Source organism: Acetatifactor aquisgranensis (assembly GCF_943193215.1).
GTDB classification, from domain to species: Bacteria; Bacillota; Clostridia; order Lachnospirales; family Lachnospiraceae; genus Acetatifactor; species Acetatifactor aquisgranensis.
Map to the genome: position 1 here is coordinate 34,016 of NZ_CALPDH010000008.1, position 15,642 is coordinate 49,657.

Annotated in this window: 15 protein-coding genes; 2 read left to right on the forward strand and 13 right to left on the reverse strand. The window is 56.0% G+C overall.

Annotated features, from left to right (window positions below):
* The first annotated feature begins 36 nt into the window (after nt 1-36).
* Entirely contained in the window at nt 37-1,530 is a 1,494-nt protein-coding gene (locus NFS35_RS08615) for a hypothetical protein (RefSeq protein ID WP_251206724.1), read from the forward strand.
* A gap of 17 nt (nt 1,531-1,547) precedes the next feature.
* Here the strand turns inward: NFS35_RS08615 and NFS35_RS08620 are convergent, their stop codons facing one another.
* From NFS35_RS08620 to NFS35_RS08680, 13 genes are all read right to left on the reverse strand, one after another.
* Nucleotides 1,548-2,477 (reverse strand): phosphotransferase, encoded by a 930-nt coding sequence (locus tag NFS35_RS08620; protein ID WP_251206725.1) that lies wholly within the window; start codon nt 2,475-2,477, stop codon nt 1,548-1,550.
* A 126-nt stretch (nt 2,478-2,603) separates the two neighbouring features.
* Entirely contained in the window at nt 2,604-4,070 is a 1,467-nt protein-coding gene (locus NFS35_RS08625) for an ATP-binding cassette domain-containing protein (protein ID WP_251206726.1), read from the reverse strand.
* Between the two features lie 69 nt (nt 4,071-4,139).
* The gene (gene spoVT, locus NFS35_RS08630; RefSeq protein WP_251206727.1) at nt 4,140-4,685 is read right to left on the reverse strand and encodes a stage V sporulation protein T; all 546 of its coding nucleotides are present in this window, start codon (nt 4,683-4,685) and stop codon (nt 4,140-4,142) included.
* 202 nt (nt 4,686-4,887) lie between these two features.
* Nucleotides 4,888-5,691, reverse strand: a complete 804-nt coding sequence (locus NFS35_RS08635; RefSeq protein WP_251206728.1) for an ABC transporter permease — start codon at nt 5,689-5,691, stop codon at nt 4,888-4,890.
* A gap of 86 nt (nt 5,692-5,777) precedes the next feature.
* Nucleotides 5,778-6,635, reverse strand: coding sequence for an ABC transporter ATP-binding protein (locus NFS35_RS08640; RefSeq protein WP_251206729.1), 858 nt, complete (start codon nt 6,633-6,635; stop codon nt 5,778-5,780).
* A 150-nt stretch (nt 6,636-6,785) separates the two neighbouring features.
* Nucleotides 6,786-7,520, reverse strand: a complete 735-nt coding sequence (locus NFS35_RS08645; RefSeq protein WP_251206730.1) for a LytR/AlgR family response regulator transcription factor — start codon at nt 7,518-7,520, stop codon at nt 6,786-6,788.
* A 107-nt stretch (nt 7,521-7,627) separates the two neighbouring features.
* Entirely contained in the window at nt 7,628-8,998 is a 1,371-nt protein-coding gene (locus NFS35_RS08650) for a sensor histidine kinase (RefSeq protein ID WP_251206731.1), read from the reverse strand.
* 26 nt (nt 8,999-9,024) lie between these two features.
* Complete coding sequence (locus NFS35_RS08655) at nt 9,025-10,554, reverse strand: Sapep family Mn(2+)-dependent dipeptidase (protein ID WP_251206732.1); 1,530 nt, start codon at nt 10,552-10,554, stop codon at nt 9,025-9,027.
* Between the two features lie 41 nt (nt 10,555-10,595).
* Complete coding sequence (locus NFS35_RS08660; RefSeq protein WP_251206733.1) at nt 10,596-11,984, reverse strand: MATE family efflux transporter; 1,389 nt, start codon at nt 11,982-11,984, stop codon at nt 10,596-10,598.
* Between the two features lie 260 nt (nt 11,985-12,244).
* Nucleotides 12,245-12,562 (reverse strand): 4Fe-4S dicluster domain-containing protein, encoded by a 318-nt coding sequence (locus tag NFS35_RS08665; RefSeq protein ID WP_251206734.1) that lies wholly within the window; start codon nt 12,560-12,562, stop codon nt 12,245-12,247.
* Nucleotides 12,552-13,634 (reverse strand): hypothetical protein, encoded by a 1,083-nt coding sequence (locus NFS35_RS29265; RefSeq protein ID WP_330640140.1) that lies wholly within the window; start codon nt 13,632-13,634, stop codon nt 12,552-12,554. The genes NFS35_RS08665 and NFS35_RS29265 overlap by 11 nt, the downstream gene beginning before the upstream one ends.
* A complete protein-coding gene (locus NFS35_RS08675) occupies nt 13,564-13,977 on the reverse strand; it encodes a hypothetical protein (RefSeq protein ID WP_251206735.1) in 414 nt (137 codons plus the stop codon). Before NFS35_RS08675 ends, NFS35_RS29265 begins: the two co-directional genes overlap by 71 nt.
* 63 nt (nt 13,978-14,040) lie before the next feature.
* Nucleotides 14,041-14,556, reverse strand: coding sequence for a DUF1836 domain-containing protein (locus NFS35_RS08680; RefSeq protein ID WP_251206736.1), 516 nt, complete (start codon nt 14,554-14,556; stop codon nt 14,041-14,043).
* A 231-nt stretch (nt 14,557-14,787) separates the two neighbouring features.
* Between NFS35_RS08680 and NFS35_RS08685 the strand changes: the two genes are divergently transcribed.
* Nucleotides 14,788-15,618 carry a DegV family protein gene (locus tag NFS35_RS08685; RefSeq protein ID WP_251206737.1) on the forward strand — a complete coding sequence of 277 codons (831 nt, stop codon included), beginning with the start codon at nt 14,788-14,790 and terminating at the stop codon, nt 15,616-15,618.
* The last annotated feature ends 24 nt before the right edge of the window (nt 15,619-15,642 follow it).

Below are 15,642 nucleotides of genomic sequence, written 5' to 3' on the forward strand. Positions count from 1 at the left end.
TCTACCATGCCAAAGAGAAAGGAAAGCAGGCAATCCATGAAATCACACAACAACGGGAAAAAAACTTTCCTCGTACCGGAAATCTTATTTTATCTGTCAGTGTTCGCGGCAATCACCTGTTTTGCCATGGTGCAGTCCTACGGCGAACCGCCCGACGAGGTCAATCGCTTCAAGGTGGTGAGCTTCATATGCAGGCACGGATATCTGCCCCATGGGGCAGACCCGGAGGTATTGCTGGACGGATATGGGGCGTCTTATGCCTTTCAGCCTATGCTGACCTATATCATACAGGGATTTCTGCTGCGTTTTCTGAAGCTGTTCACCACAGACAGCTATGTGCTTTTGGTATCGGCCAGAATGGTGAATGTGGTGTTCGGCGTCCTTATGGCCTATTTTGTGCGCCAGATATCCAGGGAATTGTGGGAAAATCCTTATCTGCAGTGGACTTTCACCGTCATGACCGTGTTCCTGCCGCAGAACATCTTCCTGCATTCCTATATCAACACGGACTCCATGGCCATGCTGGCGGTAGCCGTCATATGCCTGGCGCTGCTGCGCGCCCAAAGGACCGGATATGACAGAAAAGACTGCATTCTGCTTGCAGTCGGCATCATTCTCTGCGCCATGTCCTATTACAATGCCTATGGCATCATCCTGGCAGCCATACTCGTCTTTGCCCTGAACTATGTGCACATCGGAAAGCACGCAGGCACGCAGAACGCCCATGGCGCAGCTGCCGGGAAGACAGGCTTATGGATAGAATGGGGCCCCCTGCTGGGCAAGGGCATCTTCATCTCTGTCATCGTGCTGGCCGGCATCAGCTGGTGGTTCATACGCAATGGTCTTCTCTATGACGGCGACATCATCGCCATGAATGCCAGGCGTGAATGCTCCATCCAGACCGCCACGGAGGACTTTAATCCGCTGACGCGCTTTACCTATCTGAATGCCGGCATCCCCCTGACGGACATGCTTTTCGGGACATCCTATATCACTCTCGTCTTTAAAAGCTTCATCGCCATGTTCGGGGCCATGGGCATCCCCACCCACAGGCTGATTTACCATTTCTACGGATACTTCTGGCTGGCGGCCTGTGCGGCAGCCCTGTTCCTCCCGAAGCGGTTCTGGTGCCCCGCAGAAAAAAGCGAGTGGGCCAATCCGGGAAAAAGCCTGCAGAAAGGCGGCAGAAAGGCAAGGCTGCTCATTTATATCGGCATGGCGCTGTTTAGCCTGATTACCATAGGCCTGAGTATCTTTTACTCTTACACATGGGATTTCCAGCCTCAGGGAAGATATATCCTGCCGGTGCTGATACCGTTCATGTATGTCGTGACAACGGGCGTGCAAAAGCTGTGCGGCCTGCTGGAAAAATGGATATCCAGGCCCTCAGGAGCAGTACTCGGGAAACTGTTCTGTGCCGGCATCATGGCTTATGTGCTGCTGGCTTTCCTCTACAGCCTGTTCCGCTGCGTCCTGCCTTATTACAGCCATATCGACGGCCTGTTCTCGGTGTATCAGCTGATTCTGTAAGGAATCCTCTCTTGTTTTTATCGATATTGCGCCTGCAGCACATCGTTCAACCGTTCTGCCAGGGCTTCCACAGCCTCCAAATTCACCTCTACCCGGGCGTCATGATAATGGCTCACTTCCGTGTAGAGCTCGTAAAAGCGCCGCTTTGCCTGAAAGTTCCCGCTCAGGGGCATCTTCCGGGAATATCTTTCCAGCAGGCCGTAGCCCTTGCCGTTGGCATTGTCCAGCTGATACAGGTCGAACTCGCTGTCCGCCCAGCAGCAGTGGAACGGATCGATCACGGCCACCGCCCGGCTCCTGTCCCTGTCCAGCATCACGTTCCAGGTATTGTAGTCCCCGTGTATCAGCCTGGCCCGGGTAATGGGCAAATGGAAAATATTGCGGAACTGCTCTATGGACCGCCGGAAGGTCTCCATCACCTGATCCGAAATCTGCCCTTTCTCCCGAAGCCGCCCGGCCTTTTCCACAATGCCCCGGGCGATTGGATAATAATACTCCTGCCAGCTGGGGCAATACCTCCCGGAGGACAGGATGCCGAACCCTTCGGGGTTCACCACCCGGTGGTACCCAATCAGGTTGTCCACGATGCTTTCACCGATAGCTTCCCTGGCCGTCTCCGGCAGCTCGGCGGCATCGAAGTCACCGGCATTTACTCCCTCTATGTATTCCATGAAAAGCGCGTCCATGGGCAGTCCTGTCTGCTCCTTCTCCAGCACCTTATAGATACGCGGCATCTTCAGCAGGGAATGCTCCGACAGCAGCCTGGTCTGCTCGGCCTCCCTGGCCGCAAGCCCCGGGAACAGGTACAGCTTCAGAACCACGGAAAAAGGCTCCGTCTCCAGCGAGACCAGAAAGACCCTCCCATAGAATCCGCCGCCCAGGCTCCTGACGTTCCCGGGCGGAACCCCATAACATTGCAACACAGCTTCCCGAATCGTTTCCTGCATACTCGCTCCTCCATCCTGATACATTCCTTATACATTTACCCGTTCCGGCACGGCTGCCCTTCCCCTGGCAGAGTCCGGTCTCCGTGCCCAAGCCTCATGTCTGTCTCTATGGTTCCATTATATTCCTTATTTGGGAAGGTGGCAATAGATGCTTCGGCGGTACTTCTTCAGATTTTGGACTGACCGCCCGCAGAAAAACCAGCCGCCAAGCTCAACTAACCTCGCATTCCCCATAGGCCGTTCCCCGGCAATCACCCGCAGCACGGTGCGTCCGTCCCGCTCATTGCGCAGATTGCTTACGTTCAGCTCCGCCACATACCTGTCCGCATGCCCGGCGGGGACTGCACATTCCCACACCTGCCCCTGGATTTCCGAGATAATCTCGCCGGGCCTGCCGCAGTGGACGATCTGCCCGGATTTCATCACCAGAATCCGCTCCGCGATGAACTCCACATCCGACACGATGTGGGTGGACAGGATGACGATCCGCCCCTTGGAAAACGCGCTGATCAGGTTGCGGAAGCGCACCCTTTCCTTGGGGTCAAGCCCTGTGGTAGGTTCGTCCAGAATCAAGATCCGCGGGTCGTTGAGCATGGCCTGGGCAATCCCCAGCCGCTTCTTCATGCCGCCCGAAAAGGTCTTTATCCGGTGCCTGGCCTCACAGGAAAGGCCCACCTCCTCCAGAAGCTCCCAGGCCCTCCGCTCCCCGGCCTTTCCTTCCAGCCCTTTCAGGGCGGCGATGTACCGCAGGAAATCGATCGCCCGAAAATCAGGATAGTATCCAAAGCCCTGGGGCAGATACCCCAGCAGACCGCGGTACCCCTCCCCCAGCTTCTCTATGTTTTTCCCATCCAGCAGTATCCGCCCCTCCGTGGGGCGCTGCAGGGCGCACAGCAGACGCATCAGCGTGGTCTTCCCCGCACCGTTGGCCCCCAGTGGCCCGTTTTTGAAAAAAGCCGTCACTTTTGCGCCGCTGGCGCCGTTCTCCACCTTCAGCCACCCGCCGTGGCGCTCGCTGAGCAGCCTACAGATATAAAGCCCCAGCCCGAAATGCTCCTCCCGCCTTTCCTCCCCCGTGACATAGGAGTTCCATGCCTCCCGGAGCATCTTCCCGTCGAACCCGGGGCCGTCATCGGCCACCGTCAGGGCCAGCCCGCCGTCCCGCTCCTCCAGGATAAGCGTGACCTGGGTGTCCGCATACCGGGCCGCGTTTGCCACAAGGTTGCCGCACACCTGAGACAGGAACATTCCGTCCAGCCGGAAATGCCCGGAGACTGCCTGATTCCGGAGGCAGATTTTCTTGTCGTTTTCCCGGCAGATAATATTCGCGTTTTCCTCTATCTGTGTCAGGAGCTCCGAAAGGGATATCCGCTGATATTCCGGCTGTCTGTCCTCCAGCCGCTGAAGCTGGCTCATGCTGTCCACATAGCGCTCCATGCGGGCGATATGCTTCCCCATGGTGACAGCAACGCTTCGAACCTGGCTGTCCTCCCCAGCCTGAAGCAGCTCGTCATAGCCTTTCAGAACCGTCAGGGGCGTGCGCAGATCGTGGTTACTGCAAGAACGTTCCTCATATGACAAAAGCTGCCGCACATACGATTCTTCTATCGTACATGCGGCAGCTCCCTATGCGTTTTTGTCTCTCGTCAGCCCGTTCTGCCCTTACTGCTCCATCTGCCTCCCCAGGAACCCGGCGGCAGACTGCAGAAGCTTCTGCTCCACCTCGCCCATGCGGGTCTTGTTGTCGTTCTGGAGCAGCACCACGCTGCCGATGATGTCCCCCTCGCAGAGGATCGGCGCGATGGCCTCGTGCTGGTACTCGTCCCCGCCCTCGTCGCAGACCGGGATGAAGCTGCGGTCTCCCCTGGTGGCCATGATGGTCTCCCGGTTGTGTATCTTCTCCTCCATCTGCCTGCTGACGGACTTGTTCACCATCTGCTTATAGCCCCCGGCCGCCGCGATGAACTGGTCCCTGTCCGCGATCAGCGCCGCGTGCCCCGACACCTGTGCCAGGCTCTCCGCGTACTGCTTGGCGAAAGTGCTCATCTCCCCGATAGGGGAATACTTCTTCAGGATGACCTGTCCCTCCCTGTCCGTGAAGATCTCCAGGGGATCCGACTCCCTGATGTGCAAAGTCCTGCGGATTTCCTTGGGGATGACTATTCTGCCCAAATCATCTATTCGTCTCACAATTCCTGTCGCTTTCATAAATACATTCCCTCCATTTATCGAGTTTACCTAAACCTCTGTCCGACTTCAGTCCCTTCACAGAAGCCTTCTGCCTGAAAACGTCCGGCGCAAAACGGCCCTGGAAAGCACAAACCGCCAAAGCCGCTTTGTCATCATCCGGTGTGGAGTTAGTATCTGTAAAAAAAGGAATTATATACAAGTTTTCTGCATTGCAAAAAAACTAATCTTTCTCATACCCATTCCGCTTATAAAGCACCAAAAATACCAGAACGCTGATCAGCAGCTCCCCGAACAGCACCGCCATGTCCAAAGGCGACATCACATATGTCTCCCCTGCCGCCAGGCATTCCGTCATCCCCGTCATGACCCCGGTGAACAGGAATCCCGAGATTTTGTGGAGCGCCTCCGACATGTTCCCGAATATCGGCACCATCATGAACACCATCAGGAAGGGATAGGAAATCAGATTGGCGTTCATCTGGTTCTTGGCGCAGATTCCCACGATCATCCCCAGCACGCAGCTGGTGAGGGAGACCACCATGCTCACAAAGAAAAAGGGAATCCAGGGGACGATGTCCATGGGAATCCCGCTGATGAAGAGCACGATGTAGTTCACCGCCATCAGCATCACAAAGGGAAACAGGATACTGCCGATAAAATACTGCATCCCCGTAATCGAAGATGTCATCAGCACCCGCAGCGTATGGCTCTCCTTCTCCTCCGCTATGGACGTGCCCACCATGATGAAGCCCTCCGCGCAGATGTTCATGGTGATTCCGATGTTCAGAAGGACCCCTCGCAGAAACGGCACCAGCGTGCCCCCTGAATTGATTCCATAGAGGATTTTGCATACATACACCATCCCGATGACCAGCACCGGCCCTATCATGATCATGGCATTCCGGCTGATGCACAGCCATTTGATCCGGGCTACCGCGGCCAGTTTATGCAGATTCCCTGCCCTTTGCGCGCTGGGGCAGCCGCCCATTTCCATCGTTTGCACATTTCCATTCAAGCTATTCATGTCCGTAAACTCCTTTCCATATGCTTTTCCTAAGCTTTTCCATGCGTTTTTTCATACTCTTTTTCCCGATTTTTCCATATGTTTTTTCATACATTCAGATCTTTCCCTGTGACCTCCAGGAACACGGTCTCCAAAGTGGGCTCACAGGAATGGATCCGCATGATCTCGTCCCGCTCCATCCACCCGGCGATTTTCCGGACGTTCTCCGGATTCTGGGCCAATACCAGCTCCCTGTCGCCCTCCAGCAGCACGCTGTATTTCTTGTTGCGGTTGTGCTTCAGGCAGATTTCCTGAGGGGAGCCGAACTCCACGATCTCGCCGTCGTGCAGGAGCGCCACCTTGTCGCAGAGCTTCGCGGCCTCCTCCATGTTGTGGGTGGTGAGGAAGATTGCCATCCCCTCCTCCTTCAGCTCCAGCAGCATCCGGTGGATGGCCACGGCGGTGGAGGGATCCAGGCCGCTGGTGGGCTCATCCAGGAATAAGACCCTGGGCTTGTGCAGCACCGCCCGGGCCAGGACAAGCCGCTGGGTCTGGCCTTTGGAGAGCTTCCCGGCGGGTTTGTTCCTATGCTCCCCAAGCCCTACCTGAGTCAGCACCTTCTCCACCCTCTCCCGGGACACCTGCCATATCCCGGCGAACACATAGAGGTTCTGCCATACGGTCATCTTCTTGTAGATGCCGCTGTTGTCCGAGACCACGCCGATTTTTTCGTAAATGGACTCGTCGATGTTGGAGGAGTCCGTGCCCAGGAGCCTGGCCTCCCCGGAGGTCTGCCGCAGCTGTCCGGTGATGATCTTGATCGTGGTGGTCTTTCCCGCCCCTGACGGCCCCAGGAAGCCCAGGATTTCGCCCTGGTGCAGGGTCATGTTGATGTCCTTCAGCGCCTGTTCCGTCTTGAACCGCTTGGAAATGTGGGACAGGGAAAGCAGTACATTCTGTTCCATATGATAACCTTCTTTCTTTGTTTTTTCGTGTAGATGTGGCTGGTTTTATGTCCAGACGCTTTGCATCTCCACTGCGCATATCTTACCACCCGCCCCAGCGCCTGTGTGGAAATGTGCCTGAATGGAAAGAGGCGCTGCCTGAGCGGAATCTCACATCCTCTCCAGCAGCGCCCCTTTCACATTCCTGGAAAAAAGGCATCTCTCCCCATTCTTCATTCGTATCTCCCGCCCTTTCAGATCCAGCTCCGCAATCTGCTCCACATTCACCAGATAAGCCCTGTGGGTCCGGAGGAACCTGCTGCCCAGCTGCCCCTCCAGCTCCCGCAGGCTCCCGATGAAGTCGAACCAGTCGTTCATACCGTGGAGGGCGATCCTGTGGGTGCGCGCCGTGGCCTCAAAAAACAGGATTTCATCCACCGGCACATGCTTCACCACATCCATCACCTTCACGGAAAAGTACTCCCTGCGCTCTCCCTGCTCCGCCCGCATCCGCTGGGTAATCACAAAAAGGCTCTGCCTGAGCCCCTCCTCCATCTTCTCCCTGCTCTCCTTCACGATGTAGTCAAGGGCCTCCAGATGATAGCGGAACGTCTCAAACGCCAGGTTCCCATAGGCCGTCACATACACCAAAAACCCCCTGGGATCCAGCTTCCTGATTTCCCGCCCCAGGGCGAACCCGTCCATGGCCTCCCCTTTCAGCTCCACGTCCAGGAAGTAGATTCCCCGCCCCGGAGCCTCCCTCACCGCCTCCAGGATCTCCAGCGGGCTGCCGCTGCACAGGGCGACCTCCATGTCATATCCCTCTATCATAATCTGTTTCTCCAGGCATTCCCTCTGAATCCCCCGGACGTTCTCCTCGTCCTCGCAAATGTATACAGGCAGCATTTCCTCACTCCTTACCCCGCTATCATAATCCGCTTCTCCAGGCATTTCCTCTGAATCCCCGGACATTCTCCTGATCCCCGCAAATGTATACAGGCAGCATTTCCTCCCTACCCGGCGTTCCTCTCCTGAATCTTAAGCTCCTGGACAAAATAGCCCTCCTGCACCGCTGTGGCCGGCAGCACGTTCCCATACCCATCCAGAATCTTCCGATAGCTGGCCAGCCCGATTCCCCGCTCCGCCCCTCTGGTGGAATAGCCCTGCTGCCAGATTCTGTGGACGTCAACCTCGTGGTACAGCCGGTTCTTTACCCGGAATGTGGTATACCCCCCCTGGCAGCTGATCATGATATGCACCCGGGCATCCTCCTTTCCCCTGACCTCATCCATGGCATTGTCAATCAGAATCCCCAGGCATCTGCACAGATCCGTCGTCCTGCATCCCGTCTCCCGAAAGGGCCGCATCACCTCCAGCTCACAGACCGTGCCCTCCTTCTGCATCTGGGAAATCTTCGCCAGGAGGAGCCCTCTCACCTCTGTCATGCAGACATTGCCCAAATGGGACATCTGCCGGATCTGCCCGCCAATCTGGCTGTCGAAATCCTCCGTCAGCTCCCGGATATAATCCATGGCCTCCGTCAGCTCCCCCTCCCTCGCCGTCAGGTACATCCCCGACATCATATTTTTGTAGTCATGCCGGAAGCGCCTCATCTCCTCCTGCATCCCCTCCAGCGTCCTGATATAGGCCTCCTGCTGTTGGACGATCAGCGACTGGGCGGCAGCTTCCTTCCGCTGCCACTCCTCCCGCCCCTTATAGTGGAAGACTATCAGCGCCGCAGTCAATACCAGGTAGGCAATGCTCATGCTGCTGTTGCGGCTCATGCCTCCATAGGTGAACAGCGCCATCATACTATATACCAGAACGGGATAAGCGCTCAGGCAGAGCATGCCCCAGTTCCAGACGTCCCTGTGCTCCAGCCACCGGCGGTACGCATCTCCCACCTTCAATTGATGCAAAAGGAACAAAATCAGCAGAACGGCAGCCGGCCCCAGTATATAATTGGACAATAAATACCGAATCCTCTCTTCCCCGATGCTCAGGTCATAGGGCCTTTCAGACGTCAGGATAAAGACCATCATCACAGAAATCTGCGCCGCAATGCCCGCAAACAGCACAATGCCCCAGCACCGTCTGAACCTCTCCCGGAAAAGAACACCGATGCAAAGGGCGTTCCCGATCAGCAGTACATATTCCATCAGAATGGACACAGAATAATACCGCAGCAGGCCCGCCTTGTAAAGCAATGCCGCAGCCCCTGCTTCCATCACGATCCACACAGCCGCCAAAACGATTCCGCCGCCCCGGAACTTCCCCTTGTCAAAAGAAAGAGTCCTTAGAACAAACAGCCCCGTACAGACAACCATTGCCAGGCTGAAAGCGCCTGAAAACAAATCATAGCCAAACACACTCAGAAAACTCATGCTCCGCCTTTCTGCCTTTCTCCCTGTCAAAGCTCCACATCGTTCAGGGCCACAATCGCGCAGGCATAGATTTTCAGTGCCTCCAGGAACAGCCGCAGGTTCAGCGCCTCGTCCGGCTCGTGCCCGCCGCCGTGTCCCGGCGCGAACATGCGCTCCCTCGCCTCCCTGTCCTCATCGCTCTCTTTCATGCCGCCGGGGCCGTAGGAAAAGGCGTTTGGCAGCTTCCTGGCGTAAGTACCGCCTCCTATCACATAACTTTCCGCCTGGCTTCCCGTAAGCTCATTGTAGACACGGGTCAGAGTATCCACCGCCGGATGCTCTTTCGGAAAATAGTTCGGCCCGGAATTGCGCTCCAGCCGCCAGTCCAGCCCGTTGGAGACCCCATAGGCCCCAAGCGCTTCGATGTTCTCCTGATCCTTTGCCGTAATGGCATAGCGGATATTCAAAGTCAGGCTCAGACGCCCCTCCTCCATGGCAAGCACCGTGCCCGCGCAGGTGGTCTGGCCGGACACTTCGTCCCGGTAAGCTATCCCTGTCTCCTCCCCGTCATACTCCCTGGTAAGCCGTCCGATCCTCCCGAACAGCTGCCTGTCATTTTCCGACAGAGATGTCATATTTTCAAGGAAAACGCACAGCTCATGGATGGCGTTGACGCTGCCGTGGGGAGCCGCGCTGTGTTTGCTGGTTCCGTAAGCCGTAATCCGGATGCCCCCGGATTCGATTTCATAGGATATCTTCCCGGCTCCCATGCCTCCGGCAGCCCCGTCTCCCCGGCCAGCGGCAGCCGCGGTATCTCCTGTCCCCTCCGCCACCCTTTCGGGAGCAACGCCGCCCTGGCCCAGCAGCCTCTCCAGCTCCCGCCGCAAAGCCCCGCTGTCCTCAACCAGCGCCCAGGCCCTGTCGGGAATCATATTGCTGGCATTGCCGCCCCCGGCATCCACCACCCGGGCGGACACCCTGTCCTCTGTGACCATCTGCCCCTCAATTATCCCTTTCTCCCCATAGCACACCGGGAAGCCGCTGTCAGGGGTAATGGACAGCTTCGGCGCGGGATAATGGGCCGTGTAATATTCCATATCCTCCATCCCCCGCTCCTCGTCCGTCCCCACGAACAGGCACAGTTCATGCCTCAACGGCACCTTCAGCTCCCGCAGGCACTGCATCACATACAGGATGCCCACCGCAGGCCCCTTATTGTCCTGAACCCCCCGGCCGATCAGGAATCTTTCTTTCACTACCGGCTCAAAAGGCCCGTTCTCCCAGCCGTTCCCCGTAGGCACCACGTCCAGATGGCTCCAGAAGCCAATCAGGTTCTCCCAGTCCTTCTCCTGCCCCCCGATGCTGCCCACGATGTCCCCATGGTTCTCACAGTGGAAGCCATGCTCCCTGCCGATGGCCAGCATCTCCTCCAGCGCCCGCAGACACCCCGTCCCAAAAGGCGTCCCGTCCGTCCCCGGGCGGGAGACACTGTCTATGCGCACCAGCCGCTTGATGTCCTCTACCATGGCCTCTTTGTGGTCATCCATCCACGCTCCCACTTTCCCATACAGTTCCATGTCCATTCCCTCCATTCTTTTCCCCAATATGCCTTTCCACGCTATTCCGCCACAATATTATTCAGCCAGACGCCTTTCTTCACCAGGATATATCCAATCACACATTTTATCAGATCCAGCATCTGGCAGCTCAGATACAGCGCCGCTATGGCCATGCCCGTATGGCGGCTGAGCACATAGGCCACCGGAATGCTGACGCACCAGAGGAACACGCTGTCGAACAGGAAAGTGATGATTGTCTTCCCTCCCGAGCGCAGCGTAAAATATGTAGTATGCAGGAAAGCGAACACGGGCATGCACACAGCCGCCACGCGCAGCAGGAGCGCAGCCAGACGCTTCACCTCATCGCTGGTATTGTACAGCTGCGGGAACAGCGGCGCCAAAAGGACTACCACCGCGCCTATGGCCACACTGCTCAGCACGGCAAAGGCGATAAGTTTCCTGTCCGTATCCATAGCCTCTTCCATCTTCCCGGCGCCCAGCAGCTGCCCCACGATAATGGACACAGCGCTCCCCATGGCCACGAACACCACATTGAACAGGTTGGATATGACCGTGGAGATATTCAGAGCCGCCACCGCGTCCAGTCCTCTGGTGGAATAGCACTGGGTCATTATCGCCACGCCCGCCGACCAGAGAATCTCGTTGAACATGAGAGGCGTGCCTTTCTTCGTAATATTCCAGGTCAGCTGGGCAGGAACCCGCAGCTCCCTGTAAGCCCCCACGATAAAGGGCATCTTATCCGGGTTCCTGTGGGTCCAGACGATTACCACCGCCGCCTGCACATACCGGGATATCACGGTGGCGATGGCAGCTCCCACCACCCCCAGTTCCGGGAAACCGAATTTACCGAATATCAGCAGATAATTCAGCGCCAGATTCACCAATACGGCAACCACGCCCGCGATCATGGGCACTTTCGTCTCGCCGCCCTCGCGCAGAGTGCTGGCATATACTTCTTCTATGACAAACGGAAACAGCCCGGCCAGCATCACCCACAGATATTCTTTCCCATATGCCAGCGTGGCCTGCAGAGCCTGATCGTTGCCCTCCCCGTGCAGATAGAGCATGATGAGCTGTTCCCCGCCGGCCACCAGCGCAAAGATGCCCAGCACCAGAATCCCCATGCACACATAAATCTTGAACCGCAGCGTATGCCGGACGCCCTGGTGGTTCTTGCAGCCGAAAAACTGCGCGCTGAAAATGCCCACCCCGGAAATCGCCCCGAAGATGGCCAGATTGAATACCATTAGGAGCTGGTTCACGATGGCGATGCCGGACATCTGCTCTGTCCCGATCCGCCCCACCATGATATTGTCCAGCAGCCCCACGAAATTGGTGATGCCGTTCTGAATCATGATAGGCACCGTCACGCCCAGCACCATTCTGTAGAACGCTTTATCTCCGAATAACTTTTTCCTGATGTTCATTTTCCTCTTGCCTCCCGTACTCCAAAGTGCAGTCTATTCTACACTAAGAATGCCGGATTTGTCTATGTATTTTCTTGACAATCCTATAAAAATCATAAGAAGGGACTGCTGCCCCAAAAGCTCATGGCCTCCGCGGCCTGGCATCCTGTTTCCCACGATATATGAATCCGCAGAGTACCTTGCGGCGAAAGCCTCCCCTCAACACAGACAGGCCAGAAGACTGCCCTGCAGCATGCCTCCTGGCCTGTCATCTGCAAAATTCACGCTTTCGGCCTTGCCGCAGGGACGAATTTCGCCTGATTCATCAAGGGATGGCGCAGGGATATAGCGCCCTTTCCGGGGCATTCCATGACGCATGCGCCGCAGTAATAGCACTCGCCGGGATACATGACCACCGGATGCTCGCCTTTCCGCTCGGCCGGGAACAGAATATCGCATTGACAGACCTGTACACACCTGTTGCATCCGATGCAGATATCAGGGTCAAAACAAATGGGATTTAAGCTCGCCGGGCTCTGCCGCACACTGTACTCTGTCCCGGAATCCTCTCCCATGCCCTGTATTTTCCTATCTTCCATTCCCTGCCGCCTCTCTTTCCATATAGTCCCTGTTGCGCTTTTCGTATTCCTCCTCCAGATCTCCGAAGAAATCCAGGGGCACCTGCCTTATGACTACACTTTCATCTTCCTGTCGGATGACGATATATTTCCTGTCCCGGGGCGAATCTGTCTCCGGATAGTCGCTTCTCATAAAGCACAGCGGCTCGGAACTGGATTTCCTGGCGAGGGATGCCTGGAGCACAAGCCGGGCCACCGTCAGGATGTCCATCACCTCATGGACCCGCATCAATTCATGGGGATTGGCCGCGTAAAGGACAGGCACAGCCTCTTCCTCATATTTCTTCAGCAAATCAAGCCCCTCCAGCAGCAGCGAATCGCATTTCACTCCGCCGCAGTAGTTCTGCATGGCTTTTGAGATTGCCTTGTTCAGCTCTTTCCAGCTGATTCCTGACTTCTCATCCCTGGAAAGCGGCGCGTACAGCCGTTCCTTTTCCGCGCGGATATCCTCCTGACTACACTGGCACAGCTCCACGCCTTCCGCATAGTCCGCGGCCTTACGCCCTGCGTAGTAGCCCGTGGCGCAGGCCGCTCCGGCGCAGTCCGAGGCGTAAAGCTGGTCTCCGCAGGCATAGATCTCGTCTATATTGGTCTTCAGATCCCAGTCGTGCATCAGGCCCCCCGGCGCGCCGAAGAACTGCCTCTCCTGCTCCAGGAAACTGGCGGACTGCCAGCCGGTCCCATAGCTCTGCAGCATATGCCTGTCAGGGTCAAAGCCCCGCTCTGTATAGTTCTGATAGACGGGAACCTTGGTCTTGGCCTCCTCCCCAACCATCATGCCCCAGATGACTTTCCGCTCGCTCTCCGGCATCCTGCTCAAATCCGCGTAAAAAGGCAGCTGGTATCCCCGCCTGATCAGTTCGTCAAAAGGAAGCGTCTCAGGCCCGCGGTATTCATATTTGGGATTGTCGATTACCCCGCCTTTTAAGAAAAACTTCTGTCCCGGCGCAGGATAGTACCGCTCAGACACAGTCCGAAGCTCCCTGCCGTCCCTGTCTGCATAGGGGATTTCCACCCCTCTGGCGTCCACCATGGTGGCGGCATACCAGGTATTGTGGTTGTTCCCGGTGCCATAGGGCGGGAAACTTCTCCCGGCAGCCGAGAACTCCGCACGCACGGTCTTTTCCATCATGGTAAATTCCAGTCCTGCCCGCCAGCCCGATGGTCTTTACCATGAATCCGATTTCGTCCATGTGGGCGGCGTACATGATTTTCTTCGCCCTGTCCCCGCCGGTGCCCTTCTTGCAGACGATCAGGTTGCCCATGGCATCCGTATATATTTCGTCCCCATAGGGCTCCGCCTCCTTTTCGATGAACTTGCGCACTTCCTTTTCAAAACCTGCGACACCCCAGAGCTGCGTCAGTTCTCTCAGCAATTTCTCGTCTCTCTCACCCTGCCTCCATCTTATTTTTATCGTTTTTTCATTCTTTTTCTTCTGTTATATCATTCCCCCGGTTTCTGATTCTTCTGCCCTCTCCATGGCTTCAAAACAGTATCTCAGATAGATGATATGCGCCATGGCAGTGATGGCGCAGCGCAGTATCTTCTTCTCCTCGCTGGCCGTGCTCCCCACCTCCTCCAGCGACTCTTTCATCCCGAAGATGTACTGCAGCATATTCTCCAGTTCCTGGCAGAAATAGTCATAGGCCTCCCGGGTGTCATGGGTGCGTTTCTGCATTTCAAACAGCCTGCTGATATTTTCCATGGACAGGACGTTCTTGGCTATGGACATGAAAAAAAGATACGCGATCTGCTCCGCGTAATACTGCTTCTTTATCGGGCTGGCTATGTACCCCTTCTTCACATAATTGCTGACCATGGAACCGGTAATCTCCTGACATCCTAAAGGCTCCAGCACATTGTTGATGTACCTCGTCACCTGATCCAGATACAGCCCCATATCGGGCAGCTCGCGATAGCGGGGCATATGCAGTTTGCTCATGTTGACGCTCATATAGCATTCTTCCTTCATCCGGGACAGCCAGCGCACTGCGGCCCTGACCGCCGGATTCCTTCTGTAAATGATTCTAAAACCTCCAAAATATTATAAAGCAGATTTACAAAAGCGTCAATAAAATACGCAAAACCACTTGACAGGTTTTTCAAAAACTGATATATATATAGCTTATAAAAAGTTTTCGAAAAACCGATATTATAGTTTTTTATACTTCTAGGAGGTTCCCCTATGAAATACAAAATTGTATCCGATTCTGCCGCCGATCTCCTGACCCTGAATCAGGTTCCCTTTTCCAGCGTCCCTCTGCACATCATCGCGGGCTCCCACGACTTCGTAGATGACAGCGCCGTGGACCTGGCGCTGATGGAGGATGTCCTGTCCTCCCATAAGGGCCGCTCCAGCACCGCCTGCCCGGGAGTGGACGACTGGCTGGAGGCTTTCGAGGATGCGGAAAACGTATTCTGCGTCACCATCACCAGCGCCCTGTCCGGCAGTTACAATTCTGCCCAGTCCGCAAAGCGGCAGTATGAAGAACGCTTTCCCGAGCGCCATGTACATATCATAGATTCCCTGTCCGCAGGGCCGGAGATGAAGCTGATCGTGGAGCGGCTGCAGGAGCTGATTCTGTCTGGCGCGACTCCTGAAATCATCCAAAAGGAAATCATGGACTACACCCGGCATACCCACCTGCTGTTCTCTCTGGAGACATTGAAAAATCTGGCAAACAACGGCCGCGTCAGCCCCGCAGTGGCGAAACTGGCAGGCATCCTGGGCATCCGCGTGGTAGGTCAGGCAAGCGCCCAGGGGGAGCTGCAGCTGCTGAACAAATGCCGCGGGGAGCAGTGCGTGCTGTCCAGTCTTCTGAAATATATGAAAGAACAGGGATATCACGGCGGAAAAGTCCGAATCTCCCACAACAACAACGAAAAGATGGCTGCTGCCCTGGCAGGGCAGATAAAAGAGCTCTTCCAGGCTTCGGATGTTCAGATTTATGGCGCCCGCGCATTGTGCAGCTACTATGCGGAAAAAGGCGGCATGCTCATCGGGATGGAATGCTGAATCTCACTCTCCCATAAAAAATAT

What these genes read in the sequence shown, in the direction of transcription:
- NFS35_RS08615 (WP_251206724.1), top strand. Translation starts at nt 37, where the DNA reads ATGAAATCACACAACAACGGGAAAAAAACTTTCCTCGTACCGGAAATC.
- NFS35_RS08620 (WP_251206725.1), bottom strand. Translation starts at nt 2,477, where the DNA reads ATGCAGGAAACGATTCGGGAAGCTGTGTTGCAATGTTATGGGGTTCCG.
- spoVT (WP_251206727.1), bottom strand. Translation starts at nt 4,685, where the DNA reads ATGAAAGCGACAGGAATTGTGAGACGAATAGATGATTTGGGCAGAATA.
- NFS35_RS08635 (WP_251206728.1), bottom strand. Translation starts at nt 5,691, where the DNA reads ATGAATAGCTTGAATGGAAATGTGCAAACGATGGAAATGGGCGGCTGC.
- NFS35_RS08640 (WP_251206729.1), bottom strand. Translation starts at nt 6,635, where the DNA reads ATGGAACAGAATGTACTGCTTTCCCTGTCCCACATTTCCAAGCGGTTC.
- NFS35_RS08645 (WP_251206730.1), bottom strand. Translation starts at nt 7,520, where the DNA reads ATGCTGCCTGTATACATTTGCGAGGACGAGGAGAACGTCCGGGGGATT.
- NFS35_RS08650 (WP_251206731.1), bottom strand. Translation starts at nt 8,998, where the DNA reads ATGAGTTTTCTGAGTGTGTTTGGCTATGATTTGTTTTCAGGCGCTTTC.
- NFS35_RS08655 (WP_251206732.1), bottom strand. Translation starts at nt 10,554, where the DNA reads ATGGAACTGTATGGGAAAGTGGGAGCGTGGATGGATGACCACAAAGAG.
- NFS35_RS08660 (WP_251206733.1), bottom strand. Translation starts at nt 11,984, where the DNA reads ATGAACATCAGGAAAAAGTTATTCGGAGATAAAGCGTTCTACAGAATG.
- NFS35_RS08665 (WP_251206734.1), bottom strand. Translation starts at nt 12,562, where the DNA reads ATGGAAGATAGGAAAATACAGGGCATGGGAGAGGATTCCGGGACAGAG.
- NFS35_RS29265 (WP_330640140.1), bottom strand. Translation starts at nt 13,634, where the DNA reads ATGGTGGACGCCAGAGGGGTGGAAATCCCCTATGCAGACAGGGACGGC.
- NFS35_RS08680 (WP_251206736.1), bottom strand. Translation starts at nt 14,556, where the DNA reads ATGAGCGTCAACATGAGCAAACTGCATATGCCCCGCTATCGCGAGCTG.
- NFS35_RS08685 (WP_251206737.1), top strand. Translation starts at nt 14,788, where the DNA reads ATGAAATACAAAATTGTATCCGATTCTGCCGCCGATCTCCTGACCCTG.